Source organism: Aureimonas sp. Leaf454 (assembly GCF_001424685.1).
GTDB lineage: Bacteria > Pseudomonadota > Alphaproteobacteria > Rhizobiales > Rhizobiaceae > Plantimonas.
In genome coordinates, this window is record NZ_LMQT01000001.1 from 197,481 (window position 1) to 223,869 (window position 26,389).

Annotated in this window: 17 protein-coding genes; 6 read left to right on the top strand and 11 right to left on the bottom strand. The window is 67.1% G+C overall.

What is annotated here, in order from left to right; all coding sequences use genetic code 11:
- Positions 1 to 40: 40 nt before the first annotated feature.
- Positions 41 to 1,489 carry an AMP nucleosidase gene (locus ASG43_RS00910; RefSeq protein WP_056500873.1) on the top strand — a complete coding sequence of 483 codons (1,449 nt, stop codon included), beginning with the start codon at positions 41 to 43 and terminating at the stop codon, positions 1,487 to 1,489.
- A gap of 26 nt (positions 1,490 to 1,515) precedes the next feature.
- A complete protein-coding gene (locus ASG43_RS00915; protein ID WP_156386319.1) occupies positions 1,516 to 2,577 on the top strand; it encodes an endonuclease/exonuclease/phosphatase family protein in 1,062 nt (353 codons plus the stop codon).
- On the opposite strand, the gene ASG43_RS00920 is transcribed toward ASG43_RS00915, so the two are convergent.
- Entirely contained in the window at positions 2,562 to 4,226 is a 1,665-nt protein-coding gene (locus tag ASG43_RS00920) for an electron transfer flavoprotein-ubiquinone oxidoreductase (RefSeq protein WP_056499259.1), read from the bottom strand. The two genes, ASG43_RS00915 and ASG43_RS00920, sit on opposite strands and share 16 nt — an antisense overlap.
- 227 nt (positions 4,227 to 4,453) lie before the next feature.
- Between ASG43_RS00920 and ASG43_RS00925 the strand changes: the two genes are divergently transcribed.
- Positions 4,454 to 5,338: a uracil-DNA glycosylase gene (locus tag ASG43_RS00925; RefSeq protein ID WP_082490513.1), complete on the top strand. Its 885-nt coding sequence runs from the start codon at positions 4,454 to 4,456 to the stop codon at positions 5,336 to 5,338.
- A 130-nt stretch (positions 5,339 to 5,468) separates the two neighbouring features.
- On the top strand, positions 5,469 to 6,710 hold the full coding sequence (locus tag ASG43_RS00930) for an MFS transporter (protein WP_056499262.1): 1,242 nt from the start codon (positions 5,469 to 5,471) through the stop codon (positions 6,708 to 6,710).
- A gap of 45 nt (positions 6,711 to 6,755) precedes the next feature.
- Here ASG43_RS00930 and ASG43_RS00935 read toward each other — a convergent pair whose 3' ends face one another.
- The gene (locus ASG43_RS00935; protein ID WP_082490514.1) at positions 6,756 to 7,709 is read right to left on the bottom strand and encodes a DMT family transporter; all 954 of its coding nucleotides are present in this window, start codon (positions 7,707 to 7,709) and stop codon (positions 6,756 to 6,758) included.
- Positions 7,710 to 7,805: 96 nt separating this feature from the next.
- Positions 7,806 to 10,106 carry a xanthine dehydrogenase family protein molybdopterin-binding subunit gene (locus ASG43_RS00940; RefSeq protein WP_056499264.1) on the bottom strand — a complete coding sequence of 767 codons (2,301 nt, stop codon included), beginning with the start codon at positions 10,104 to 10,106 and terminating at the stop codon, positions 7,806 to 7,808.
- Between the two features lie 196 nt (positions 10,107 to 10,302).
- Between ASG43_RS00940 and pepN the strand changes: the two genes are divergently transcribed.
- Positions 10,303 to 12,951 carry an aminopeptidase N gene (gene pepN / locus ASG43_RS00945; RefSeq protein WP_056499267.1) on the top strand — a complete coding sequence of 883 codons (2,649 nt, stop codon included), beginning with the start codon at positions 10,303 to 10,305 and terminating at the stop codon, positions 12,949 to 12,951.
- 172 nt (positions 12,952 to 13,123) lie between these two features.
- Complete coding sequence (locus ASG43_RS00950; protein WP_244487941.1) at positions 13,124 to 15,439, top strand: ATP-binding protein; 2,316 nt, start codon at positions 13,124 to 13,126, stop codon at positions 15,437 to 15,439.
- A 73-nt stretch (positions 15,440 to 15,512) separates the two neighbouring features.
- On the opposite strand, the gene ASG43_RS00955 is transcribed toward ASG43_RS00950, so the two are convergent.
- The 8 genes from ASG43_RS00955 to ccmE form a co-directional block, all read right to left on the bottom strand.
- Positions 15,513 to 16,289, bottom strand: a complete 777-nt coding sequence (locus tag ASG43_RS00955) for a hypothetical protein (RefSeq protein WP_056499270.1) — start codon at positions 16,287 to 16,289, stop codon at positions 15,513 to 15,515.
- 59 nt (positions 16,290 to 16,348) lie between these two features.
- Positions 16,349 to 19,360, bottom strand: a complete 3,012-nt coding sequence (locus tag ASG43_RS00960; protein WP_056499271.1) for a bifunctional [glutamine synthetase] adenylyltransferase/[glutamine synthetase]-adenylyl-L-tyrosine phosphorylase — start codon at positions 19,358 to 19,360, stop codon at positions 16,349 to 16,351.
- Entirely contained in the window at positions 19,332 to 20,774 is a 1,443-nt protein-coding gene (locus ASG43_RS00965) for an ATP-binding protein (protein ID WP_056499275.1), read from the bottom strand. Before ASG43_RS00965 ends, ASG43_RS00960 begins: the two co-directional genes overlap by 29 nt.
- Positions 20,775 to 20,807: 33 nt before the next feature.
- Positions 20,808 to 21,485, bottom strand: coding sequence for a response regulator transcription factor (locus ASG43_RS00970; protein WP_056499278.1), 678 nt, complete (start codon positions 21,483 to 21,485; stop codon positions 20,808 to 20,810).
- Positions 21,486 to 21,627: 142 nt separating this feature from the next.
- On the bottom strand, positions 21,628 to 23,166 hold the full coding sequence (locus ASG43_RS00975; protein WP_056499281.1) for a Do family serine endopeptidase: 1,539 nt from the start codon (positions 23,164 to 23,166) through the stop codon (positions 21,628 to 21,630).
- A gap of 195 nt (positions 23,167 to 23,361) precedes the next feature.
- A complete protein-coding gene (locus ASG43_RS00980) occupies positions 23,362 to 23,781 on the bottom strand; it encodes a cytochrome c-type biogenesis protein (RefSeq protein WP_056500883.1) in 420 nt (139 codons plus the stop codon).
- 92 nt (positions 23,782 to 23,873) lie between these two features.
- Positions 23,874 to 25,865 carry a heme lyase CcmF/NrfE family subunit gene (locus ASG43_RS00985; RefSeq protein WP_056499282.1) on the bottom strand — a complete coding sequence of 664 codons (1,992 nt, stop codon included), beginning with the start codon at positions 25,863 to 25,865 and terminating at the stop codon, positions 23,874 to 23,876.
- A complete protein-coding gene (gene ccmE / locus ASG43_RS00990) occupies positions 25,862 to 26,359 on the bottom strand; it encodes a cytochrome c maturation protein CcmE (RefSeq protein ID WP_056499285.1) in 498 nt (165 codons plus the stop codon). Before ccmE ends, ASG43_RS00985 begins: the two co-directional genes overlap by 4 nt.
- Positions 26,360 to 26,389: the final 30 nt, after the last annotated feature.

Consider the following 26,389-nt stretch of genomic DNA (forward strand, 5'->3'; position numbering starts at 1 on the left):
CCAGGCCAGGACCACCCCCCTCTTCGTGACGCCGGACGCGATGCCGGGTCGGCTCTTCGACGATGCCGAAGCGGCCGTCGCCGAACTTCGCCGGCTCTACGACCGTGCCGTGACCTTCCTCTCCGACCGCTTCGAGGAGGTGCTGGAAAGCGGCGACACGTCGAAGCGGTATCGCGCCTTCTATCCGCAGGTGACGCTCGTCACCGACAGCCACGGCCGCGTCGATTCGCGGCTCGCCTTCGGCCATGTGCCCGGCCCCGGCCGCTACGCCGCCAACATCACGCGGCCGGATCTCTTCGAAGGCTATCTCACCGAGCAGATCGCCCTCCTGATCCGAAATCATGCCGAGCCCGTCTCGATCGGCGACAGCGATACGCCGATCCCGCTGCACTTCGCCTTTCCCGAGGGCATCTATGTCGACGGCACGGCGGCGGAGCGCCTGGACAAGCCGCTGCGCGACATCTTCGACGTGCCGGACCTTGCCTCCACCGACGATCGCATCGTCAACGGCAACTATCATCCCAAGGGCGACGAAGCGTTGCCGCTGGCGCCCTTCACGGCCCAGCGCGTCGATTATTCGCTGCATCGGCTGGCGCACTACACCGCGACCAGTCCTGTTCATTTCCAGAACTTCGTGCTGTTCACGAACTACCAGTTCTATGTCGACGAGTTCTGCATGATGGCGCGCGAGATCATGGCGCGCGGCAGCGGCGGTTACACGGGTTTCGTCGAGCCCGGCAATCTCGTGACGCGACCCGGCGCCAGCGAGCCCGAGCGCGGCATCGCGCCCCTGCGCCTGCCGCAGATGCCGGCGCACCATCTGGTGCGCGAGGACGGTTCGGGGATCACCATGATCAACATCGGCGTCGGCCCGTCCAACGCCAAGACGATCACCGATCACGTGGCGGTGCTTCGGCCGCATGCCTGGCTGATGCTCGGCCATTGCGCCGGCCTACGCAACAGCCAGGAGCTCGGCGACTACGTGCTCGCCCATGCCTATGTGCGCGAGGATCACGTGCTCGACGCGGACCTGCCCGTCTGGGTGCCGATCCCGCCGTTGGCGGAGGTGCAGGTGGCGCTGGAAGAGGCGGTGGCCGAGGTGACGGGCCTGTCCGGCTACGAGCTGAAGAAGATCATGCGCACCGGCACGGTCGCCACGATCGACAACCGCAACTGGGAGCTTCGCGACCAGACCGAGCCGGTGGAGCGCCTGTCGCGCTCGCGCGCGGTGGCGCTCGACATGGAATCGGCGACGATCGCGGCCAACGGCTTCCGCTTTCGCGTGCCCTACGGAACCCTGCTCTGCGTGTCCGACAAGCCGCTCCACGGGGAACTGAAGCTGCCGGGCATGGCGACGGACTTCTACAAGCGGCAGGTCTCGCAGCACCTCCGGATCGGCATCAGGGCCATGGAGAAGCTCGCCGGGATGGCACCGGAACGCCTGCATTCGAGAAAGCTTCGCTCCTTCTTCGAAACGGCCTTCCAATAGTCGCCGCCGCCGCGCCCGTCTCCGCCGTGCGGCTGCGCCGGTTCGATCGCCTCCTCGTGGCGGGCGCCTTTGCCTTGGCCTTCGGCATCGTCGGCGGCTTCTTCGGCCACGCGCTGCCGCTCCTCGATACGCTCGGTCAGTTTCGGGCGCATGGATCGGCGGTTCTCGTGATCCTCGCCGTCGTCCTGACGATCCGGCGCTTCCACGCCGCCGGTTTCGCCGCGCTCCTCGCCGCCGGGCTCGGGCTTTATACGGTTTGGCCCTTCATGATCCCCCTGTCGCAGACCGCGGAGGGCACGCTTCCCCCGAGCATGCCGCGCTACCGGCTTCTCCAGATGAACGTGCGCTACGATTCGAACGACAAGTCGAAGGCGCTCGATCGCATCCGGCAGCTCGACCCGGATGTCGTGACCGTCGAAGAAATGACGCCGGGTTGGGAGAAGGCGCTTCGCAGCCTCTCCGACCGCTATCCCTATCAGTCCTATTGCGCGCCGCCGGAGCGCTGGGGCGACGTCGCGATCCTGTCGCGGCGCCCCTTCGTCGAAGGCGCACGCGAGACGTGCCTGCCGCGGGCGGGTTTCGAGGCGCGCGTCGTCGACTTCGACGGACACCCCGTCACGGTGGGGTCCCAGCATCTTCGCTGGCCCTGGCCCGGCCGGCAATGGCGACAGGTCGACGCCATCGCGGAAGGGCTCGCGGCGCTGACGACGCCCGCGATCATCGGCGGCGACTTCAACGCCGCCCCGTGGAGCGCATCGGTCGCAGCCTATGCCGCGGCGGGCGGCTTGCGGATCGTGGCCGGCATCGGACCAACCTGGGGGCCGAACTGGCTGCCATCCTGGCTCGCGCGCTGGGCGGGCCTGCCGATCGACAACGTCCTCGTGTCGCGCGAGATCCTGATCCTGTCGGTGTCGCGGCCGGAGGCGACCTCGTCCGACCATCTCCCGGTGCTCGTCACCTTCGCGATACCGTTTCCGAAGGCCGCGGAGCCGGAGGTGCAGAGCGTGGAGCGACGGCCGAGCGGAACAAGCGACGCTTCGGCGGGCTCGCCGCCGAAGCGCGCCGTCGCTCCTCACATCGTCTGGTAGACGGGTCCCTCGCCGCCCTGGGGGGGGACCCAGGTGATGTTCTGGTTGGGATCCTTGATGTCGCAGGTCTTGCAGTGGACGCAGTTCTGCGCGTTGATCACGAAGACCGGCTCGGCATCGGGCGCCTCCAGCCACTCGTAGACGCCGGCCGGGCAGTAGCGCTGCGAGGGACCGGCATAGACGTCGTGCTCGGAGCGTTTCTGCAGCTCCATGTCCTTGACGAGGAGATGAACCGGCTGGTCCTCCTCGTGATTGGTGTTCGACAGGAACACGGAGGACGCCTTGTCGAAGGTCAGCTTCCCATCGGGTTTCGGATAGGCGATCGGCTTGTGCTGGGCCGCCGGCTCGGTCGAGGCATGATCGGGCTTGCCGTGGCTGAGGGTGCCGAAGAGCGAGATGCCGAAGACCTGATTCATCCACATGTCGATGCCGCCCAGACCGACACCGAGGACCGTTCCGAACTTCGACCAGAGCGGCTTGACGTTGCGCACGCGCTTCAGGTCCCGTCCGATCGACGAGGTGCGCCAGCCGTCCTCGTAGGCCTGAAGCCGGTCGTGCGCCCGTCCTTCCGCAATCGCCGCGGCGGCGATGTCGGCGGCCTGCATGCCGGACGCCATGGCATTGTGGACGCCCTTGATGCGGGGCACGTTCACGAAACCCGCGGAGCAGCCGACGAGGACGCCGCCGGGAAAGGCAAGCCGCGGCACCGACTGCCAGCCGCCCTCGGTGATGGCGCGCGCGCCGTAGGCGATGCGCTTGCCCCCTTCGAGAAGCTCGGCGATATCGGGATGCGTCTTGAAACGCTGGAACTCGTCAAAGGGCGAGAGATAGGGGTTCTTGTAGTTGAGGTGGACGACGAAGCCGACGTAAACCTGGTTGCCTTCGAGATGGTAGAGGAACGAGCCGCCGCCGGTGGCGAGATCGAGCGGCCAGCCGAAGGAATGCTGCACGAGGCCGGGCTTGGCCTTCGCCGGATCGATCTCCCAGAGTTCCTTGATGCCGATGCCGAACTTCGGGGGATCGCGCCCCTCGGACAGGCCGTAGTCGCGGATGACGCGCTTGGCGAGCGAGCCGCGCACGCCTTCGCCGATCATCGTGTACTTGCCCAGAAGCGCCATGCCACGCTGAAAGTTCGGGCCGGGCTCGCCATTGCGCTCGATGCCCATGTCGCCGGTCGCGACGCCGATGACGGCATTGGACTCGTCGGTGAGAAGCTCCGTCGCGGCAAAACCCGGATAGATCTCGACACCGAGCGCCTCGGCCTTTTCGGCCAGCCATTTGCACATGAGGCCGAGCGAAATGACGTAATTGCCGTGATTGTTCATCAGCTTCGGCATCAGCGCATTTGGCAGGCGCACGCCGCCATGCGCGCCATAGACGTAGAACTTGTCCTCCGTGACCTTCTGGCGGATCGGCGTCTCCTCGGAGCGCCAGTCCGGCAACAGCTGATCCAGCGCGGAGGGATCGAGCACGCAGCCGGACAGGATGTGTACGCCGACCTCGGACGCCTTCTCCAGGACGACGACGGACAGATCGGGATCGACCTGCTTCAGGCGGATGGCGGCGGACAGGCCGGCCGGACCCGCGCCGACGATCACCACGTCGAACTCCATCGCTTCGCGCTCGGGCAGAGCCTCGGTTTCGGTCATGTCCAAGATGGTCGTTCCTCTGCTGCCGTCTTCGAAAGCCAGGCGGTTTTGACGTGCACGTCAAACGGACATAGCAAAAGCTTGGAAGAATTCGAAGTGTCTCGACGCGCCGATGGCGTCGCAGATGAAACGAAAGCGGTGGTTTTGCAGCGCCATCGTCGCCCGGCTCCTGGCGAAGCGGGATCGCGCGTGTCGCGCGCGGCAGCGCGATAGGCTATGGAGACGCCATGACGGACAGCCCGATGGCCGATACGGCGCGCGATGCGCTCGGCGCCCTTCTCGACTGGTATGCGAGCGCCGGCGTCGACGCCCTGCTGGAAGAAGCGCCCCGCGATCGATTCGCGGAAACGGCGGCGGAGCTCGAAGCCCGGCGCCCGGCTCTGCGCCACGCCGAGAAGGCTGGCGACGACCGTGGCCCCGCGAGCCCGCCCCGCAACGCCGCTCCCCCGCCGCTCCCCGCGCCCGCCGTTCCTTCCACGCGCACGGTGGTGCCGGACGACGTCGCGGTCGCCGACGCGCGGGAACGGGCACGGGCGGCCGGGACGCTGGACGAACTCCAAGCCGCGCTGTCGAGCTTCGAGAGCTGCAATCTACGCCGCTCGGCCAAGTCGCTCGTTTTCGGCGATGGCTCCGCGACGGCGTCCGTCATGATGATCGGGGAAGCGCCGGACCGCGAGGAGGATATCGCGGGCGAGGCCTTTGCGGGACGATCCGGCGGGCTTCTCGACCGCATGCTGGCGGCGATCGGCCTCGAGCGTCCCGCCGTTCGCCTGGCGACCGCCCTGCCCTGGCGCCCGCCCGGCGGCCGGCAGCCGACGCCGGCCGAGATCGAGATCTGCCTGCCGTTCCTCGCCCGGCACATCGAACTCGTGCGCCCCAGAGCCGTCGTCAGCTTCGGAGCGCTGAGCGCGCGCATGCTGCTGCGCGCCGACGGCAACATTCTGCGCCTCCGCGGGCGCTGGCAGAGCTATGCCTTCGGTCTCGATCCCGGCGAGGCGGTGGACGTGCTTCCCATGTTCCACCCGACCTATCTTCTCCAGCATCCTGCGCAGAAGCGACTGGCCTGGGAAGATCTCCAGCGCCTGCGGTCCCGCCTCGACGAGAAAGGCTGATCCGCCGCCGTTTCCGCCACCCGTCGTCGTAAAGCGATGCGAGTTTGAGGATCCGCGTCGTTACTCTGGTCGAGACCTGTGACGCCGGCCGAAGCGCTTGCCCTCTTCGTGCCCTGCGAAAGCCCGTGCCATGTCCGCTCTCCTGCCTATCGTCTCGCTGCTGCTCTCGACCTTCTTCCTGATGGCCGGCGCGGGTCTTCAGGGCATCGTCCTGCCCGTGCGCGGCTCGCTCGAAGGCTGGTCGACCTACGAGATCGGCTTCATGGGAACCGGCTACGCCGTGGCCTTCACCATCGGCTGCCTCGTCGTGCCGCTGATCGTCCGGCGGGCGGGTCACGTGCGGACGTTCTCGAGCCTCTGCGCGCTTCTCGTGATCGCGGTCCTTCTGTTCGGGCTGATCGTCCATCCCATCGCCTGGATCTTCGTGCGCGGACTGACCGGCTTCACTCTGGCCGGCAGCTACATGATCATCGAGAGCTGGCTGAACGAGCGCGTCACCAACGAGACGCGCGGCAAGATCTTTTCGGTCTACATGATCGTCTCGATGACGGCGATGATGGGCGGGCAATACATCATGCCGCTCACCGATCCCGGCCTCGCGACGCCCTTCATGATCGGCGCCATCCTGTTCGCCCTGGCGGTCATTCCGACCTCCCTGTCGCAGGCGCCGACGCCCAAGCCCTTGAAGCAGGCGACGCTGGACCTCAGATCGATCTTCAAGAACTCGCCGGCCGCCGCCGTCGGCGTGTTTCTCGCCGGCGTCCTCTCCGCCTCCTGGAACAACATGTCGCCGGTCTTCGGGCAGCGCGTCGGCTTCTCCAACGCCGAGATCGCCACGCTGCTGGCCGCCACCATGGCCGGCGGCATCGTCTGCCAATATCCGCTGGGACGCCTCTCCGACCGCCTCGATCGGCGTTTCGTCATGACCGGCGCCGGGCTTTTCGGCGTCGCCGTCGCGGCCGCCGCGATGTCGCTCGACAGCAAGGCGCCGCTGACGCTCTTTGCGATCGCCTTCTGCCTCGGAGGCGTGATCTATCCCGCCTATTCGCTGACCGTGGCGCATGCCAACGATTACGCGCGGCCGGAGGATTTCGTGAAGGTCTCGGGCGGCCTGCTCATCCTCTACGGCTTCGGCACGATGGGCGGGCCGCTGCTCGCGGCCTGGCTGATGGAGACCTTCGGCCCCTCCGGCATCTTCGCCGCGACCGGCGCCGCCCACGCGATTTTTGCGGCCTATGCGTTCTACCGAACCTTCCGCAGACAGGCGCCGGCCGCGAGAGCCGACTTCCAGACGACGCCGCTCGCGCGAACGCAGACCCCCGCCTCCTTCTCCCTCGACCCCCGCGCCAAGGAGGCGCCGGGACACGTTTGATGCGCCGGACGCATCGGCGTCGTCGGCGGTCGGTGCGCTTCTCGCTCAACCCTGCGGCGGGGTCACCTTGCGGGCCTTGGCGCGTTCGATGCCGAGGCGGTGCTCGCGCACGATGATGAAGATGCCGGCGGAGATCACGATGGCCGCGCCGAGCAGCGTCGTCGCGCTGGCGGTCTCGCCGAAGAGCATCGCCCCGATGGCGATCGCGAGCACCATCGACGTGTATTCGAAGGGCGCGATGGTGGAGGCGTCGGCGTAGCGGTAGCAGGCGGTGAGAAGCAATTGCCCGACTCCGCCGCAAAGTCCGGCCAGGATGAGGAAGAAGGCCTCGTTCGCGCTCGGCCAGACCCAGCCGAAGGGGAGCGAGACCAAGGCTATTCCGCTCGACGTCAGCGAGAAATAGACGACGATCGTCGCGGTCTTCTCCGTGCGCACGAGGCGGCGAATCTGGATCATCGCGACGGCCGCGACGGCGGCGGCGGCAAGGGCTGCCAGCATGCCGATGCCGTGCGCGGTCGACACGCCCTCGTTCAGCATCGTGAGGTTCGGCACGGAGACGACGGTGATGCCGACGAGGCCGACCACGACCGCGCTCCAGCGGTAGAGCCGCACGACCTCCTTCAGGAACACCGCCGCGAAGACCACCGTCAGGAGCGGCGCGGCATAGGAGATGGTGATCCATTCGGGATAAGGCAGCCGCGTCAGCGCGAAGAAGCCCAGACTCATGGAGGTGACGCCGATCAGGCCGCGCCAGACATGGCCGCGAAGGTCCTCAGTCTTCAAGGCCGTGCTGAGGTCGCCGAGCCAGGCGAGGTAGATCGCGACCGGGATCAGCGCGAAGAACGAGCGGAAGAAGACGATCTCGCCCGCGGGAATGTCGGCTCCGGCCATCTTGATCGAGGTCTGCATGCCGACGAAGACCACGACGGAGAGGATCTTCAGCCCGATGCCCCGGATCGGGTCTTGATGCAGCCTCGCGCCGCCGCGGTCCTCGTCCATGTCATGCCTTCGCCCCGACGCCGCGCGGAAAGTCCGCGCAGCGTCAGCGGTCGTCCAGACGGGGCCGCGCCCCGATATTGCGGGGTTCGACCAGCCTTATGTCGCAGCCTGCAGCGCGTTCCAGACGCGCATCGGCGTCGCCGGCATGTCGATCGGCTTGGCGCCGGCCGAGCGAAGGGCGTCGGCGACCGCGTTCATGACGGCGGGCGCCGCCCCGATCGTGCCGGCTTCGCCCGCGCCCTTGATGCCCAGCGCGTTCGTCGTCGAGGGCACGTTGCGGGTGCGGAACTCGAAATACGGAAAATCCTCCGCGCGCGGCATCTGGTAGTCCATGAAGCTCGCGGTGACGAGCTGTCCGTCCGCGTCGTAGACCGCGTTCTCCGTCAGCGCCTGCCCGATCCCTTGCGCGACGCCGCCATGGATCTGTCCCGCCAGAAGCATCGGGTTCACCGTCACGCCGAAATCATCGACGATGGAATAGCGCTCGATCGTGACATGGCCGGTCTCGGGATCGATCGAAACCTCACACACATGCGTGCCGTTGGGATAGGTCGCTTCGGTCTGCTTGAACTCGCCGACGGCCTTCAGCTGATCCTCGCTCTTGGCGCTCGCGGCCAGGCCGGCGAAATCGATGGAGCGATCGGTGCCGACGACACGCGCGGTGCCGCCGGAAAGCTCGATGTCGGCAGCCGAGGTCTCGAGCTCGTCCGCGGCGAGCTTCTTCAGCTTCTCCGCAAGGCCCTCGCTCGCCCGCCGGACCGAAACCGCACCGAGCGGGATCGAGCGCGAGCCGCCGGTTCCCCCGCCGGTCGGCGTATCGTCAGTGTCGCCCTGTCGCACGTCGATCGCATCGTAGTCGAGATCGAGCGCTTCGGCGACGAACTGGGCATAGGCGGTGGCATGGCCCTGCCCGTTCGACTGCGTGCCGATCTTCAGTTCGACGCGGCCCGTTTCCCGAAGCTCGACATAGGCGGGCTCGGAGCCGGGAAAGGCGCAGGCCTCGACATAGGTCGCAAGCCCGATCCCGCGCAGCTGTCCCGCCGCCTTGGAAGCCGCGCGACGCGTCTCGAAATCCTCCCAGCCGGACTGGCGAAGGGCCTCGGCGAGATGGCCGGAAAAGTCGCCGGTGTCGTACATGCGACCGAGCGGCGTCGTGTAGGGCAGCTGGTCGGCCTGGATGAAGTTGCGGCGCCGTATCTCGTCGCGCGGCACACCGAGGTCGACCGCGCATTCGTCCACGAGACGCTCGATGAGATAGGCGGCTTCCGGCCGTCCCGCGCCGCGATAGGCGTCCACGGCCACCGTGTTCGTGTAATAGAGCTTGGCGTCGACGTCGATCGCCGGAATGTCGTAGAGCCCCGTCGCCATCGACATCCCGAACCACGGGATCATCGGCCCGTATTGCGAGGTGTAGGCTCCGAGATTGGCGGCAAGCTCAATGCGCAGCGCCAGGAAGCGGCCGCGGTCGTCCATCGCCATCTCGGCCGTGACGATGTTGTCCCGGCCGTGCGTATCGGACACGAAGTGCTCCGACCGGTCGGCCGTGCACTTGACCGGCTGGTCGAGGCGCTTGGCCGCGATGAGGACGAGCGCGTGCTCCCGATAGAGGAAGGCCTTCGTGCCGAAACCGCCGCCGACATCGCGCGTGACGACGCGGATATGATCGGCCGGAACCTTCAGAACGGCCTCGGCGAGCGTGTCGCGCATGCCGTGCACGCCCTGGCTGCCGGTCGTCAGGAGATACTTGCCGGTCTCCGGCGCATATTCGCCGATCGCCGAACGGACCTCCATGTAATTGCAGACGAGGCGGTTCTGGACGAGCCGCACCGAGGAGACATGCGCCGCATCGCGAAAGGCCGCGTCCGTCCGCGCGCGGTCGCCCTCGTGAAGACGGCCCGCCAGATTGCCGGCCTTGTCGTCCCAGACGAGCGGCGCGGCTTCCGAAATGGCCGCGGCGAGATCGCCGACGGCGGGCAGCGGCGTGTAGTCGATCTCGACGAGTTCGGCGGCGTCCCGCGCCTGGAGGGGCGTTTCGGCGACGATGAAGGCGACGGCGTCGCCGACATGGCGCACGGTGCCGCGGCACAGGACCGGAGTGTCGTGCGCGTCCATGGGCGTACCGTCGGCCTGCTTGGCGCGCGCCTGACAGGGCAGATCGCCGATGTCGGGAATGTCCTCGTGCGTCAAGATGAGGCGCACGCCCGGCGCGCTGCGCGCGGCCGAGAGGTCACCGAGGGTGAAGCGCGCATGGGCGTGAGGAGACCGCACGACCACGGCATGCAGCAGGCCCTCCCGCGTCTCGTCGTCGGTGTAGCGACCGAGGCCGCGAATGAAGGCGTCGTCTTCCTTGCGCAGGACCGAGGCGCCAAGGCCGAACTTCGGGGTCATGATCGTCATGGAATACCTCGGCTAGTCGACCGCAGCGATGAATCGGTCTTCGACCGAGAACGCGTTGTCACCAATACCATTCCATTTATGGCGGTGGAACGCGCCCGTCGAGCGCAAAGCGCGCTGGAACGTGCGAAGCGATTTGGCAAAGCCTTCCCACAGGGATAAGTCGTTCTCACGCTTCGCCATATCCAAGGAACGCCCGATGCTTCGCACCGACCAGGGACAGCCCATCCGCATCGAGGACTATCGGCCGACCGACTTTTCCGTTCAGGACGTCGGCCTGACGTTTCGCCTCTTCGACGGAGCGACCGACGTCGAAGCCATCGTCCTCATGGAGCGACGCGAGGGGGTCGCCGCCGACGCGCCGCTCGATCTCGTCGGTGACGAACTCTCCCTCGAAAGCGTGACGATCGACGGCGAGCCCCTCGCTCCGGATCGCTACGATGCCTCCCCCGACCGCCTCGTCATCCGTGGCCTCCCGGCATCGGGGACCTTTCGACTGGGTCTGACGACGCGTCTTCGGCCCGAGGCGAACACCAAGCTGATGGGTCTCTACCGGTCCAACGGCATCTGGTGCACGCAGTGCGAAGCCGAAGGCTTCCGCCGGATCACCTATTTCTACGACCGTCCCGACGTGCTCGCGACCTACCGCGTCCGGATCGAAGCGGACAAGGCCACCGTGCCGGTCCTCCTGTCGAACGGCAATCCCGCCGAGCACGGACTTCTCGAGGGCGGTCGCCATTTCGCCGTCTGGCACGACCCGTTCCCGAAGCCCTCCTATCTCTTCGCGCTGGTGGCGGGGGACCTCGATCGGCTCGACGACCACTTCACCACCATGAGCGGACGCAAGGTGGACCTTGCGATCTATACGGAGAAGGGACGCGCTCACGAATCGCTTTACGCCATGGATGCGCTGAAGCGCTCCATGGTCTGGGACGAGCGTCGCTTCGGCTGCGAATACGATCTCGACATCTTCAACATCGTCGCGATCTCGGACTTCAACATGGGAGCGATGGAGAACAAGGGTCTCAACGTCTTCAACCACAAATACGTCCTGCTCGATCCCGACACCGCCTCGGATGCGGACTATGCCGGCGTCGAGACGGTGATCGCGCATGAATATTTCCACAACTGGACCGGCAACCGCATCACCTGCCGCGACTGGTTCCAGCTCTGCCTCAAGGAAGGCCTGACCGTCTATCGCGACCAGGAATTCACCGCCGACGAGCGTTCGGCGCCCGTCAAGCGCATCGCGTCGGTGCGCGGGCTGAAGGCGCACCAGTTCCCCGAGGACCAGGGGCCGCTCCAGCATCCCGTCCGCCCGAGCCGCTATCGCGAGATCTCGAACTTCTACACCTCGACGATCTACGACAAGGGCGCCGAGCTCGTCCGGATGATCGACACCATTCTCGGCCGTGAGCGCTTCCGCACCGGCATGGATCTCTATCTCGACCGTCACGACGGCGACGCCGCGACGATCGAGGACTTCATCCGCTGCTTCGAGGAGGCGAACGACGCCGACCTTTCCCAGTTCGCCCTCTGGTACCACCAGGCGGGCACACCCACGCTGACGGTGGAAGAGGACTTCGACCAGGCCGCCGGCCGCCTGACGCTGAAACTCGCCCAATCTCTGAAGCCGGGGGCGGCCGGCACCGGCACGAAGCCGATGCACATTCCCGTCCGCTTCGGACTGGTGGGCTCGAACGGACAGGACATGGAGGCTCGTCCCGCCGCCGGCGCCGAGGTCGACGGCGACGTCATCCATCTGCGCGACGCGGAGGAGACCGTGATCTTCGAGGGACTGGCCGAGCGGCCCTACCTGTCCATCCTGCGGGACTTCTCGGCGCCCGTCGACCTCAAGTTCCAGCAGCGCGACGCCGACCGGCTGGCTCTCGCACGCCTCGACACCAATGCCTTCAACCGGTGGCGCGCTCTTTCGGACCTCGCCGGCGAGGCCCTCGAACGCGCGGCCCGCACCGCGCGCGACGGAGACGAGGCCGCATTCGATCCCGCCCTCGCCGATGCGCTGGTCGCCACCGCGACCGACGAAGCCCTGGAACCGGCCCTCAGAGCCCAGGCGCTGGCGCTCCCCAGCGAATCCGACATCGCCCGTCTTCTCGGCGACAATGTCGATCCCGATGCGATCCACAGGGGGCGACGCGACGTCGTGCGCCGCATCGGCCTGCGCGGCGCGGAGCGGTTCCGCAGCCTTCGACATGATCTCGCGGGATCCGGCCCGTTTTCGCCGGACGCCTCGAATGCAGGACGTCGCGCTTTGTCGAACGTTCTCCTCGACTACGTCGCCGCCGCGGAGGGCACGCCGGCCACGGCGGCGGCGAGCTATGCGGGCGCGGGGAACATGACCGACCGGCTCGCCGCGCTTTCGGTCCTGGCGCACCGCTTTCCCGATGCGCCGGACACCGAGGCCGCGCTCGACGACTTCTACAAGCGCTTCGAGGACAATGCCCTCGTCGTGGACAAGTGGTTCCAGCTGCAGGCGACGGCGCCTCACGCGGGGGCCCTCGACCGCGTTCGTCAACTGGCGCGGCATCCGAAGTTCAACCTCGCCAATCCGAACCGGGCCCGCTCGCTGATCGGCGCCTTTGCGGCGGGCAATCAGGTCGGCTTCAACCGGACGGACGGCGCGGGTTACGCCTGGGTGGCGGAAATGATTCAGTCCCTCGATCAACTCAACCCGCAGATCGCCGCGCGCATCGCGACGGCCTTCCGATCCTGGCGCTGTTTCGAGCCGCAACGACGCGAAACCGCACGCGCATCCCTCGTGCAACTGTCTGAAAAGGAAGGTCTTTCCGTCGATCTTCGAGACATTGTGGATAGATCGTTGAGCTGATTGACTCGGCGGCATCCAGCGCCTGAACAGATGCCCTCAAGGTCTAGACAAGGCGATTCGCCTCTGATCAATTCACATCGATTCGGATGTGCGGCGTGCCGAGTCGAGACGAGGTCAATCAAAAGGCGGCATGATGAATTCGGACGCGTCGAGCGTGCCGGCAGGGGGACGCTTGTCTCGAATCGAGGGCCTGCTCAAAGCACGTGAAGAGATCGTCGGACTGGCCCGCTGGCTGGCTCGACCCTCCTATCAAACACTTCTGAACGCGGAACCCGCGCTTCGTCGTGCCATCCCCGTTCTCATCGTCACCTTCCTGGCCATCCTGGCTCTGGCGCGGTTTCTGGCGCTTCTCGACGAGAGGCACGCCATCGAGGACAATGCGACGCGCCATCTGACGCTCGCGTCGAGCCTCATGCGCGCGGAGCAGACCGCCCTCGCCGCCGCCGATCTCACCGCCGAAGAGCAAGGCAGCGCGCTTCTCACGAGCGCCATGCCGGCGGGCTTTGCCGGCGAAGGCCGGATCGCGCTCGTCACCGATCCCGCCGGCCTCGTCGTCTCCACCGCGCCCGGCTACGAGCGCTATCTCGGCACCGACCTCGCGGACATGCTCGCGAGCGTCCAGCCCCTCATGATGTTCGGCGAACGTGCGGGCGTCCTGTCCACCATGTTCGACGGTCGCGCCGTCTATGTCGCCAATGCCACCCTGCGCGAGCCGCTCGGATCGGTGACGCTCATCCAGGACAAGACCGAGCTCTTTTCCGACTGGCGCCGCTCCGTGTCGGTCAACGTCACGATGTTCGCGCTGACCAGCCTCATCATGCTCGTCATCCTCTACGCCTACTTCCGGCAGGCCATGCGGGCCCGCGAGGCGGACGCGCTCTATCTCGTCGCGCATCAGCGGGTCGATACGGCGCTCTCGCGCGGCCGATGCGGCCTGTGGGACTGGGATCTCGCCCGCGGCCGCATGTACTGGTCGCGTTCGATGTACGAGATCCTCGGCATGCCGGCCAAGGACGGCGTCCTCTCCTTCGGCGACATCGCCCACCTCATGCATCCCGACGACGGCAGCCTCTTCGAGGTGGCCCGCTCCGTCGCATCCGGCCGGATCGGCAATCTCGACCGGTCCTTCCGCATGCGTCGCTCGGACGGCTCCTACATCTGGCTGCGCGCGCGCGCCGAGGTCACGCGCACGGCCGGCAACGACGTCCATCTCATCGGCGTCGCCGTCGACGTCACCGAGCAGCATGCCCTGGTGCGCCGCACCGACGAGGCGAATTCACGGCTCCACAATGCCGTCGAGAACATTTCGGAGAGCTTCGTTCTCTGGGACAGCCACAACAAGCTCGTCCTGTGCAACCATCGCTACCAGGAGGTCTTCGGCCTCAGCGACGAGGACGTGCGGCCCGGAACACCCTACGAGGACGTCGCCGCCCGGTCGCGCAAGCCGATCGGCATCAAGCAGATCACCAGCCCGAGCTTCGTCGAGGGTGAGCGCGTGATGGAGGCGATGCTGGCCGACGGGCGCTGGCTGCAGATCTCCGAGCGCACGACGAACGACGGCGGCTACGTCTCGATCGGCACCGACGTCACGCAGATGAAGGTGCACCAGGAACGCCTCAGCGACAGCGAACGCCGGCTGATGGCCACGATCAACGATCTCTCCTCCTCCCGTCGCGACGCGGAGGCCAAGGCGCGGCAACTCGCCGACCTCAACACCAGCTACGTCGTCGAGAAGGAGCGCGCGGAAGGCGCGAACCGCGCCAAGACGACGTTCCTCGCCAATATGAGCCACGAGTTGCGCACGCCGCTGAATGCCATCATCGGCTTCTCCGAGATCATGCGCGAAGGCTCCTTCGGACCGCTCGGCTGCGCCAAGTACACCGAATACGCGTCCGACATCCACGACAGCGGGCATTATCTCCTGAAGCTCATCAACGACATCCTCGACATGTCGAAGATCGAAGCCGGCCGTCTCGTCCTGGCGCAGGAGAAGATCGATCTGTCCGAAATCGTCATGGAGGCTTCGAAGATCGTCGAGGTGCAGGCCCTGCAGAAGGGCCTCAACATTCGCTCGGAGGGCTCGGAGCACCTGATGCTCTTCGCCGATCGCCGCGCAACGAAGCAGATCCTCCTGAACCTCCTCGCCAATGCCGTGAAGTTCACCGGCGGCAACGGCGAGATCACCGTGCGCGCGCGCGCCGTCGACGATGTCGCCGTCCTGTCCATCTCCGACACCGGCATCGGCATTCCCAAAGCCTCGCTCCAGTCGCTCGGCCGGCCGTTCGAGCAGGTCGAGAACGAACTGACCCGCACGCACAAGGGCACCGGCCTCGGCCTCGCCATCGCGCGGTCTCTGGTGGAACTGCACGGCGGGCGGATGCGCATCGCCTCGCGCGTCGGCCATGGCACCGTCGTGTCGATCCGCATGCCGCTGGATTGCCGCCGGGCGCTCGCGCCGGACGAAGTTCTGAACGCCAGGGCCGCCTGACGCGGAGAAGCGCCGTTCAAGGCAAGAGGCCCCCGGAGCGATCCGGGGGCCTCGTTTCATCAAGCCAGTCTCATCAGTCGAAGCCGCGCTCGCCGCCGGGCATCCGGTCCCAGCCATGGCCGCGCTGGTGCCAGCCCTCGCCAGCGTGCCGGCCGTGACGCTCGCCGTGACGACCGTAGCCGACCGGACGCTCATGCCGATCGCCGCCCCGCCGCATCTCCCCCGGTCCCATGCCACGATGGAGCGCGGCGAGTTCGCGGGAATCGAGACGACCGTCGTCGTTTCGGTCGTAGAGCGCGAAGCGCTTGTCGCGCATGCTCTCGATCTCCGCCAGCGTCACCCGACCGTCGCCGTTTATGTCGAGCCGCCGTTCGAGACGAGCCGCACGACGTTCGGCGATCTGCTGCAATACCATGGCCTCGAGCTCCGTCTTCGATAGGGTTCCGTCGCCATTCGCATCCGCCTTGCGTAACCGCTCGACGCGCTGGCCCTGGAATTCGTCCTTGCCGATCGCGCCGTCCTGGTTCGCGTCCATCCGGCCCATCCGATGCGGGCCGCCGCGTCGATCGCCGCGGGTCTCGCCGCTCTCCGGAGCGGCCGGTTCGGCGGAGGTCTCGGCCGAGACGTCCTCGTCGTCGGCGTCATCGTTCATCTCGTCACCGGGCAGGGACAGATCGTCGCCCTCCTCGCCGGGCTGCGCGGTGGACGGCGCGGGCGGCATGGACCCGGTGGATGTGTTCGGAGTGGCGGCGGGCGGCGCGGGCAGCGTGGTGGACTGACTGTGAGCCCAACCGGTCGCCGCCAGCGAGAGAACCAGTCCGGAAAAGGCCAGTGTCTTGAAATTCGTCATGGATCGTCCTCCTGGCATGCGATGCAATGCCGTTGGTGGGCGCATCGCCGGGCGATGCTTCAAACCGTCGGAGTCGCCTCCGACGGCGCGTGTGGCAACAGCGCCTCGAACGCGGGGGCGACGAGGGCCGCGATGTCGTCGACCTCCCGGTCGAGATCCCCGCCCGCTCCGGCACCGATCGCCGCCGCGATCCGCTCGCCGAGGCCACGGGGAAGTTGCTGCGTCTCGTGAACCCCGGAAGGGCCGAGACGCATCAACTGGAGAACCCGTGTGTAGGCGATGAGCGATGAATGCAGGCTGACGGCAGGCTTACCATTCGGTAAGACGCCGGCTTCGACGACCTCCTCCAGGATCTCCGCCGTCGAGCGGCCGATCGCGTCCAGCGGGACGAGGCCGGCGAGGACCGCCCACTGGGCGACGAATTCGAGATCGACCAGTCCGCCGGCGCGCAGCTTCACGTCGAGCGGACCGCGACCGGGCTTCTCCTCCGCGATGCGCCGGCGCATCGCGGCGACGTCCCGCGCGATGCCCGCCGCATCCCCCTGCCGGGACCGGATGGTTTCCCGGATGGCCTCCCGCGCCTCCCGCGCCAAGGTCTCGTCGCCGGCGATCGGGCGAGAGCGCGTCAAGGCCATTCGCTCCCAGGTGCGGGCCTCGCGCGCCTGATAGGTGCGGAACGCGTCGATATGGGTTGCGAGCGGGCCCTTGTTGCCGGACGGTCGAAGCCGGAAATCGACCTCGTAGAGAACGCCCTCGCCCATCGGGGCCGTCAACGCCGCGATCAGCCTCTGGGTCAGACGGGCGTAGTAGAGCGAGGGCGCGAGCGGTCGCTCTCCATCGGACGCTTCGGCCTCCTCGGCATGGTCGTAGAGGAGAAGGAGATCGACGTCGGAGCCTGCGGTCAGTTCGCCGCTGCCGAGACGGCCCATGCCGAGAAGCGCCAGTCGGCCGCCTGCAACGCGGCCGTGCCGCGCCGCGAACTCGTCCTCGACCGAGCGGAGCGCAGCCGCGATCACGAGATCCGCGATGGCCGTGAAGGCGGCGCCCGCGACCTCGCCTTCGATCGCGCCGGACAGGAGCCGGGCGCCGACGAGGAACTGCTGCTCGGAGGCGAAGATGCGCAGCCGGATCAGCAGGTCCTCGTAGTCGGTCGCATCGCCGAGAAACGCATCGAGGCGGGTTTTGAGGAGCTTCCGGTCGAGAGCCTCGGCGAAGAAGGCAGGGTCGAGCAGGGCGTCGAACACGTGCGGCCGACGGGACAGGGTTTCGGCGAGACGCGGCGCAGCCGTGATGATCAAAGCGAGAAGGTCGAGGATCTTCGGATTGGAGGCAATCAGCGCGAAGAACTGCAGGCCGGAGGGGAGGCGCGCCAGAAACGTGTCGAAGGCCGCCGCAGCCGCATCGGGATCGCGGCCCCGAGCGAGAGCGCCGAGGAGCGCGGGCAGAACGCGCACGAGATGGGTGCGCGTCGCCTCGGCCCGGGTCGCGCGATGCCGGCCGGCGCCCCAGGCGCGCAGGATGCGCAGGATGTCGGCCGGCCGCGCGAAGCCGAGCTCCGCCAGCATGTCCTCCGCCTTCGGATCGTCCCCGTCCCTCAAAAGGCTGCCGAAGCGGCTTTCGTCGTCCGCGCCGTCGCCGCTTCGTCCGGCGAAGAGGCCGGAGAAGCGACGCTCCACCAAGGCGAGCCGGGCGCCCAGCGAATGGTTGAAGTCGGCGAGTGCCGGAATGCCGACCAGCCGGGCGATGCGCAGCAGTCCCGCATCGTCCGCGGGCAGCGTGTGGCTCTGCTCGTCGGCCACCATCTGGATCGCGTGCTCGACCCGGCGCAGAAACCAGTAGGCTTCCGTCAGTTCCTCGGCCGTCTCCGGCGAGATCCAGCCCCCGGACGCCAAAGCCGCCAGCGTCTCGTCCGTCCGCCGGAGTCGAAGCGCAGGATTGCGTCCGCCGGCGATCAGCTGCTGCGTCTGCGCGAAGAACTCGACCTCGCGGATGCCGCCCGGCCCGAGCTTCACGTTGTGGCCGGCGACCGCGATGCCCTCGAAGCCGCGATGCCGGTCGATCCGGTCCTTCATCGCCTGAATCTCGGCGATGGCGGCGAAATCGAGATACTTGCGCCAGACGAAGGGCGTCATCTCGTCGAGGAAAGCCGCGGCCGCCGCCTCGTCGCCCGCGATGCAGCGCGCCTTGATCATCGCGGCGCGTTCCCAGTTGCGACCGCTCGCTTCGTAGTAGGTGATCGCGGCCGGCACGGGGATCGCCAGCGGCATCGCGCCGGGATCGGGGCGGAGCCGCAGATCCGTGCGAAAGACGTAGCCCTCGCCCGTCCGCTCGCCGACGATCCGAACGAGCCGCTTCACGAGGCGGGAATAGGTCTCGACACCCTCCTCCGGATCCACGAGGGCGGGACAGTCGGGATCGAAGAAGACGATGAGATCGATGTCGCTGGAATAGTTCAGCTCGCGGCCGCCGAGCTTGCCCATGCCGAGCACGAAGAGCCCGCATCCCGCTTCGGGATCCTGGCGATCGGGAAGCCGAATCTTTCCGCGCGCTTCGAGGTCCAGCAATCCGAAGCGGAGTGCGGCCTTCACCGAGGCTTCGGCGAGCCGGGAGAGATCGCGCGTCGTTTCGTCGGGCGACGCCGCGCCGAAGAGGTCGCGAAGCGCAAGGAGCAGCGAGACCTCGTACTTGGCCAAACGCAGATGCGCCATCAGCGCGCCTTCGCCTTGTCCTTCCCTCGGAAAAGCGGAGAGACCGTCGACGACGTCGGCGATGCGACGGCCAGCATCCGCGTGGAACAGCGTCTCCAGCCATTCGGGATGGGCCATGGCGAGATCGCGCAGATGCGTGGAGAGATCAAGGACGGCCCCGAGCCTCAGACGATCGGGATGAGAGCCCGAAAGGAAGGCCGCCAGTCGATCGGCTTCGGCATCGCGGGCACGCCTCAGGAGATCCCCGAGACGATCCTCGGCCTTGGCCGCGTCGAGCGCGACGAGATCCGCCGTGCCCCCGAGGCCGAGCCCACCGTCATGCGAACCTCGCGCTTCAACCGCTTCCCTCGGCTCGTCTTGCATCGCCACCCGAAGCCTCCCCGCTTCTTCCGTCCAGCGGGAGATCTAGCACGACGCGAAGACCCGGCGACGCGTCCTCCAGGATCAATCGTCCGCCATGCAGTCGCGCGACCGCTTCGACAAGGGAGAGGCCGAGGCCGGATCCGGGTTTGGAGCGGCTTTCGTCCAGCCGATAGAACCGTTCCAACACGCGTGCATGCTTGGCCTCGGGTATCCCCGGACCGTTGTCGGCGATGGACAGGCGATAGCGATCGCCGAGCAACTCGAGGCGCGCCGTGATCAAGGTCTCGCGGCCTTCGACCTCGGCATATTTCAGCGCGTTGTCGATGAGGTTCGAGATCGCCTGACCGATGAGTTCGCGGCTGATCGTGGCGACGACCGGCCCTGTCGTCTCGACCAGGATCCGTGCACCCGCGTCCTCCGCAACCGGCTCGTAGAGCTCGCAGACCTCGGCGACGACCGCAGCGACGTCGATCTGCGTCTTCTCCGCCGGATGAAACCCGGCATCGACGCGGCTGATCATCAGGAGCGCATCGAAGGTCCGGATCATCTGGTCGGCTTCGGCGATGTTGCTTTCCAGAGCCGGCCTCGGATCCTCGCCGCGCGATGCATCGGCGAGTGCCGCCTCCGCGCGGTTGCGAAGGCGCGTCAGCGGCGTCTTCAGGTCATGCGCGATGTTGTCCGACACCTGTCGCTGCCCCTCCTGGAGAAGCGAGATGCGGGCGAGAAGCGTGTTGAGATTGGCGGATAGACGGTCGAATTCGTCTTCGGCGCCGGTTACCGGCAGACGTTCGCTGAGATCGCCGGCGAGGATCCGGGCGCTGGACGCCGACATCTGGTCGAGCCGCTGCAAGGCCCGCCGTCCGACGAGCAGCCAGGCGAAGAGCGCGCCGGCGCTCATCAGCGCCAGAGCCAGGATCAGCGCACGCCGGACGATCAGGCGAAAGCGCTCCTGCTCCGTCTGATCGCGTCCGACAAGCACCCGCATGCCATTCGGAAGACTGACGATCTCGGCCAGTGCGAGATGGTAACGATCCGCCACGTCGTCGCTGAAACGCTCGTAGCCGAACGCCTCTTTCGTGAAGCCGGGATCGTCGAGAATGCCGGGTTCGAGACTTTCGACGTTCCCCGCAAGGATGCGGCCCGTCGGGTCCGTCACGAGATAGAGCGATGCGCCTGGCTGCCGCGAACGGCGCTCGATCGAACGGACGAGCCCGACAATCCCCGCATTGCGATAGATCCGCCCGAGCTCGCCGATCTCCTCGGCAATCGTCTCGCGGCTCTGCGTCTCCAGGATGCTCGCGGCCGTCGCGGTGACGTAGACGACGAGGACGACGCTGAAGATCGCGAACAACGCGAGATAGACGGCCGACAGACGCACGGAGGTCATGCGCAGGAGCGCACGCAGTCGCTTCATGTCTGGAGGCTCCGACCGGTCACAAGGCCGGCGTCAGTCACCGGCCCGCATGATGTAGCCCGAACCGCGCACCGTGTGGAGCAGCGGCGCGTTGAACTCGCGCTCGATCTTGGAGCGCAGCCGCGAAATGTGGACATCGATGACGTTGGTCTGCGGGTCGAAGTGATAGTCCCAGACGTTCTCGAGAAGCATCGTGCGCGTCACCACCTGCCCCGCATGCTTCATGAGATATTCGAGCAGGCGGAACTCGCGTGGCTGGAGCACGATCGGCTTGCCTGCCCGCTTCACCTCGTGGGACAGACGATCGAGTTCGAGATCGCCAACCTTGTAATGCGTCTCGACATCCTTGCCGCCGCGCCGCCGGCCGAGCACCTCGATGCGGGCGAGCAGTTCGGAAAAGGCGTAGGGCTTGGCGAGGTAATCGTCGCCGCCGGCGCGCAGACCGGTCACGCGGTCGTCGACTTGGCCGAGGGCCGAGAGGATCAGCACCGGCACGCCATTTCCCTTCTCCCGCAAGCCCGCGACCACGGAGAGCCCGTCCCGTTCGGGCAACATGCGATCGACGACGAGGACGTCGTAGTCGCGCGTCGTCGCCATGTGGAACCCGGTCTCGCCATCCGACGCCTGGTCGGTGACGTGGCCCGCCTCCTTCAGCGCCTTGACGAGATAGGCCGCCGCTTCCCGGTCGTCTTCGATGATGAGGATACGCATGGCCTCGGATGTAGCGGATGGGATGGTTTCGGCCATCATCTTTGAAGCTCCTCGCATGCCGCTTCCCGGAAAAACGGACGGCGGCGGATCGATGGGATCCGCCGCCGTCCGAGCTGTCCTGGCCGCGCGGCGGCCGGACGGATCAGCCCTTCGCGACGGGCAGCGCCACGAAGCGGTTCTGCTCGCCCGTCCGCAGCTGGAACAGCGCAGCCTTGCGGCCCGACTTCGACGCGTCCGTCAGGGCGTTTTCGACGTCGCGCTGGGAGGTCACCTCCTTGCCGTTGACCGAGACGATGACGTCGCCGGCCGCGACGCCCTTGTCGGCCGCCGAGGAGGACGGATCGACGTCGGTGACGACGACGCCCTGGCCGTCGTCGGACGGCGTCAGGGTCAGGCCGTAGCCGGACAGCGCGGAGGGATCGACCGGCGCACCGCCCTGCCCGCCGGCAGCCGAAGCGGACTCGTCGAGGGTCGAGAGATCGCCCAGCGTCACCTTGACGGTCGAAGCCTTGTTGTTGCGCCAGATCGTGACGTCGATCGCGGTGTTCGGGGCATATTCGGCAACCTTACGGGCCAGCTCGCGCGGGCCGTTGACCGTCTCGCCGTTGATCGCCGTGATGACGTCGCCGGTCTGGATGCCGGCCTTCGTCGCCGGCGTGTCCGAATCCGGCAGCGTCACGATGGCGCCCTGGTCGGTCGACAGACCGACGGCCTCCGCGATGTCGTCCGTGACCGGGGCGATCTGCACGCCCAGCCAACCGCGCTGGACATTGCCCTTGTCACGCAGCGACTGCACGACCGTCTTCGCCGTCGAAGCGGGAATGGCGAAGGCGATGCCGACATTGCCGCCCGAGGGCGAGAAGATCGCCGTGTTGACGCCGATCACCTTGCCGTTGAGATCGAAAGCGGGACCGCCGGAATTGCCGCGGTTCACGGCGGCGTCGATCTGGATGAAGTCGTCGTAGGGCCCCGCGCCGATGTCGCGACCCCGCGCCGAGATGATGCCGGCCGTCACCGAACCGCCGAGACCGAAGGGATTGCCGACCGCCACCACCCACTCGCCGACGCGGATCTTGGAGTCGTCGCCAAAATCGACATAGGTGAACTTCTGGTTCTTCGCGTCGACCTTGAGGACCGCGAGATCGGTGCGCTTGTCGGTGCCGATCAGGCGCGCCTCGTATTCCTTGCCGTCATCCATGACGACGGTGAAGTTCTCGCCGTCCTCGACGACGTGATTGTTGGTGACGAGATAGCCGTCCTCGGAGATGAAGAAGCCGGAGCCCTGCGCCATCGCTTGGCGGTTCTCCTTGCGCGGCTGGGCGTTGCGGGGGGCATTCTGGCCACCGCGCGGCGTATTCGGATTGCCGAACTCGAAGAAGCGACGCATCGGATGGTCTTCGGGAAGGTTCTCGAAGGGATTGTCGCCATCGCTGTTGAGGCCGCTCGCCTGAACCTCGGCCATCTTCTCCTTGACGCGGACGGAGACGACGGCGGGAGAGACCTTCTCGACGACATCGGCAAAGCCGAAATTCTGAGACGGCGCCGCCACGGAAACCGGCTCGGCGAAGCTCGGAACGACATTGCTGATCAGGCCGCCGGTGATGACCGAGCCGGCAACGCCTGCGGCCAGGGCCGTAGCGAGGAGACGGTTGCGCTTGGGTGATTGAACGGAAGTCGCCATGAAATTCCTCTTTCCCTCGAAGTCCGCGACACCGGGCGGACCGGTGGTCCGACGGGCGCCGCGACATGCTTGAAGCCTGGGGGCCGCGGGATGGTTCGTCCGCCGCCGACAGGAGGGAAGATAGGAAGGCAGAGCTTACGGGACCCCTTCAAGCCGGTGAAATCTTGGTAAGGTTGCGATCTCCGGCTCCTGCCCTCAGAAACCCTTTTCGCGCAGGGCCGCCTCGACCGCGCGCTCCTCGTCGGGCGTCAGTCTCACCGTCGGCCGTTCGGCCCGCCGACGGCGCGAAGACAGGAGCGCGAAGGCACCGCCGGCCAACAGCAACGCGACCGGCGTGCCCCAGAGGATCAGCGTCCCCGTGGAAAGACGGGGTCTCAGCAGCACGAACTCGCCGTAGCGCGCGACGAGGTAATCGATCACCTCTCCGTCGCTGTCGCCCGACTCGAGCCGTTCGCGCACGAGAACGCGCAGATCCTTCGCGAGATCGGCATCGGAATCATCGATCGACTGGTTCTGGCAGACGAGGCAACGCAGGCCCGCGGAAATCGCGCGCGCCCGGCGTTCCATCTCGGCATCGGGCAGGATCTCGCTCGGCTGAACAGCGTTCGCCGACATGCCGATGCCCGCCAGCGGATCGACCGGCAGCGGACCCGAGACCGGCAGAAGAAAAAGGCCGCCGGCGACAAGCAGGATCTCGCGAAGGTGCCTCATGCCGGTGCCGCCTCCGGAACCGCCTTCCCCTTCTGCCGCGAACGCGCGGGCGCGCCGACGCGCAGGCGGCGGTCGGCCAGCGAGAGCATGCCGCCGGCCGCCATCGCCACGGCGCCCAGCCAGATCAGCGTGATCAGAGGCTTGCCCCAGAGACGAACGACGACGGCGCCGTCGGGCGACGTGTCGCCGATCGCGATGTAGAGCTGGCTGAGCCACCGCGTGTGGATGCCGGCTTCGGTCGTCGGCATCTGGCGCGCGGGATAGAAGCGCTTGGAGCTTTCCATCGACGCCGCCGCGACGCCGCCGCGCAGCAGCGTGAAGCGCGCGACCTCCTCGTTGTAGTTGGAGCCCTGCCGCGGCTCCATCCGATCGAAGCGGACCTGATAGCCGCCGGCATCCCGAATTTCACCGGGACGCATCGAGGTCACGAGTTCGGTCTGGAACGCGGATGTCGAGATGACGCCGAGAACCGTCAGTCCGAGCCCGGCATGGGCGAGCGCCGTGCCGAAGGCCGCACGGGGAAGCCCGATCAGTCTTCGCAGGGCGACAAGCGGCGAAACCTTGGGCAGACCGGCCCGCCCCGCCAGATCGACCACGGAACCGGCCATGAGCCAGACCGCGAGGCCGAAGCCGAGCGCGGCGAGAATGCGCGTTCCCGACGTCGCCGCGATCACGGCGATCACGGCCAGGAGCGACACGCCGAAGGCGAAATAGAGCCTCTGCGCCGCCGCATAGAGATCGCCACGCTTCCAGGCGAGCAACGGCCCGAACGGAACGGCCATCAGCAGCGGCACCATCAGCGGCCCGAAGGTGAGATCGAAGAACGGTGCGCCGACGGAGATCTTTTCGCCGGTCAGGACCTCGAGGACCAACGGATAGAGCGTCCCCGTCAGAACGGTCGCGCAGGCCGTGGTCAGGAAGAGATTGTTGAAGACGAGCGCGCCCTCGCGGCTGATCGGTGCGAAGAGGCCGCCGGCCTCGAGCGTTCCCGCCCGCACCGCGAAGAGCGCCAGCGATCCCCCGATGAAAAAGATCAGGATCGCGAGGATGAAGACGCCGCGCGTCGGGTCCGTCGCGAAGGCATGGACCGACGTCAGCACGCCCGACCGCACGAGGAACGTGCCGAGCAGCGACAGCGAGAAGGTCAGGATCGCGAGCAGCACCGTCCAGATCTTCAGAGCGGACCGCTTCTCCATGACCACGGCCGAATGCAGGAGCGCCGTGCCGGACAGCCAGGGCATGAAGGAGGCGTTCTCGACCGGATCCCAGAACCACCAGCCGCCCCAGCCGAGTTCGTAATAGGCCCAGTAGGAGCCCATCGCGATCCCGAGCGTCAGGAAGATCCACGCCAGCAGCGTCCAGGGCCGCACCCAGCGCGCCCAGGTCGCGTCGATCCGCCCGTCGATGAGGGCGGCGACGGCAAAGGAGAAGGCGATGGAGAAGCCGACATAGCCGAGATAGAGCATCGGCGGATGGATCGCGAGGCCGATATCCTGGAGGATCGGGTTGAGATCCTGGCCTTCGAAGGGCGCCGGATCCAGCCGCTGGAACGGGTTCGACGTCAGGAGGATGAAGGCGAGGAAGGCCGTCGTGATCCATCCCTGGACGCCGAGGACGTTCGCCTTGAGGCTTGGCGGAAGATCGCGGCCGAACAGAGCGACGAGCGCGCCGAACAGGGTCAAGATCAGCACCCAGAGGAGCATCGAGCCCTCGTGATTGCCCCAGACGCCGGTGATCTTGAAGAGCATCGGCTTGGCCGAATGCGAATTGGCGAAGACGTTCATGACCGAGAAGTCGGATGTGACGTAGGCCGTCGTCAGGCATCCGAATGCGAGCGCCAGCAGCGCGAAACCGGCGATCGCCGTCGAGCGGCCCGTCTCCATCAGTCGGGCGTCCACGAGGCGCGAGCCGACCATCGGCAAGATCGACTGGACGATCGCGGTCGCGAGCGCGAGGATCAGCGCGTAATGCCCGATTTCGACGATCATGAGCCTGCTCCCAGCGATACCGGCATCGCCTTCGCATCGTCGCCGGATGCCGTCTTCGGCTTCCCGTCCTCCCAGAGGCCGCGCTTCTTCAGATCGTCCACAACCTCCTTGGGCATGTAGGTCTCGTCATGCTTGGCGAGCACGGTGTCGGCGACGAAGACCCGGTCCGGACCGAGCGTGCCTTCGGCGACGATGCCCTGTTCCTCGCGGAAGAGATCGGGAAGGATGCCTTCGTAGACGACCGGCACGCTCTCGACCGAGTCCGTCACGCGAAACCGCACCGTGCTCGCGCCGGCACGATCCACCGAACCCTTTTCCACGAGCCCGCCGAGCCGGATGCGCTGCGAGGAGCCCGGCGCCTGGGCGACGAGGTCGGTCGGCGAATTGAAATAGGCGAGCCCGTCCGACATGGCGGACAGGACGAGCCCGACGGCGCAGGCGAGGACACCGAGGATGGCCCCGATCGAGGTCAGCCGCTTCTGCTTTCGCGTCATCGATTCGTCCCGGTCATCGCTCGTCGCATC

Coding starts and splice junctions, on each gene's coding strand:
- ASG43_RS00910 (WP_056500873.1), top strand. CDS start 41: ATGCCGGGTCGGCTCTTCGACGATGCCGAAGCGGCCGTCGCCGAACTT.
- ASG43_RS00920 (WP_056499259.1), bottom strand. CDS start 4,226: ATGACCGAAACCGAGGCTCTGCCCGAGCGCGAAGCGATGGAGTTCGAC.
- ASG43_RS00925 (WP_082490513.1), top strand. CDS start 4,454: ATGACGGACAGCCCGATGGCCGATACGGCGCGCGATGCGCTCGGCGCC.
- ASG43_RS00930 (WP_056499262.1), top strand. CDS start 5,469: ATGTCCGCTCTCCTGCCTATCGTCTCGCTGCTGCTCTCGACCTTCTTC.
- ASG43_RS00935 (WP_082490514.1), bottom strand. CDS start 7,709: ATGGACGAGGACCGCGGCGGCGCGAGGCTGCATCAAGACCCGATCCGG.
- ASG43_RS00940 (WP_056499264.1), bottom strand. CDS start 10,106: ATGACGATCATGACCCCGAAGTTCGGCCTTGGCGCCTCGGTCCTGCGC.
- pepN (WP_056499267.1), top strand. CDS start 10,303: ATGCTTCGCACCGACCAGGGACAGCCCATCCGCATCGAGGACTATCGG.
- ASG43_RS00955 (WP_056499270.1), bottom strand. CDS start 16,289: ATGACGAATTTCAAGACACTGGCCTTTTCCGGACTGGTTCTCTCGCTG.
- ASG43_RS00960 (WP_056499271.1), bottom strand. CDS start 19,360: ATGCAAGACGAGCCGAGGGAAGCGGTTGAAGCGCGAGGTTCGCATGAC.
- ASG43_RS00965 (WP_056499275.1), bottom strand. CDS start 20,774: ATGAAGCGACTGCGTGCGCTCCTGCGCATGACCTCCGTGCGTCTGTCG.
- ASG43_RS00970 (WP_056499278.1), bottom strand. CDS start 21,485: ATGCGTATCCTCATCATCGAAGACGACCGGGAAGCGGCGGCCTATCTC.
- ASG43_RS00975 (WP_056499281.1), bottom strand. CDS start 23,166: ATGGCGACTTCCGTTCAATCACCCAAGCGCAACCGTCTCCTCGCTACG.
- ASG43_RS00980 (WP_056500883.1), bottom strand. CDS start 23,781: ATGTCGGCGAACGCTGTTCAGCCGAGCGAGATCCTGCCCGATGCCGAG.
- ASG43_RS00985 (WP_056499282.1), bottom strand. CDS start 25,865: ATGATCGTCGAAATCGGGCATTACGCGCTGATCCTCGCGCTCGCGACC.
- ccmE (WP_056499285.1), bottom strand. CDS start 26,359: ATGACGCGAAAGCAGAAGCGGCTGACCTCGATCGGGGCCATCCTCGGT.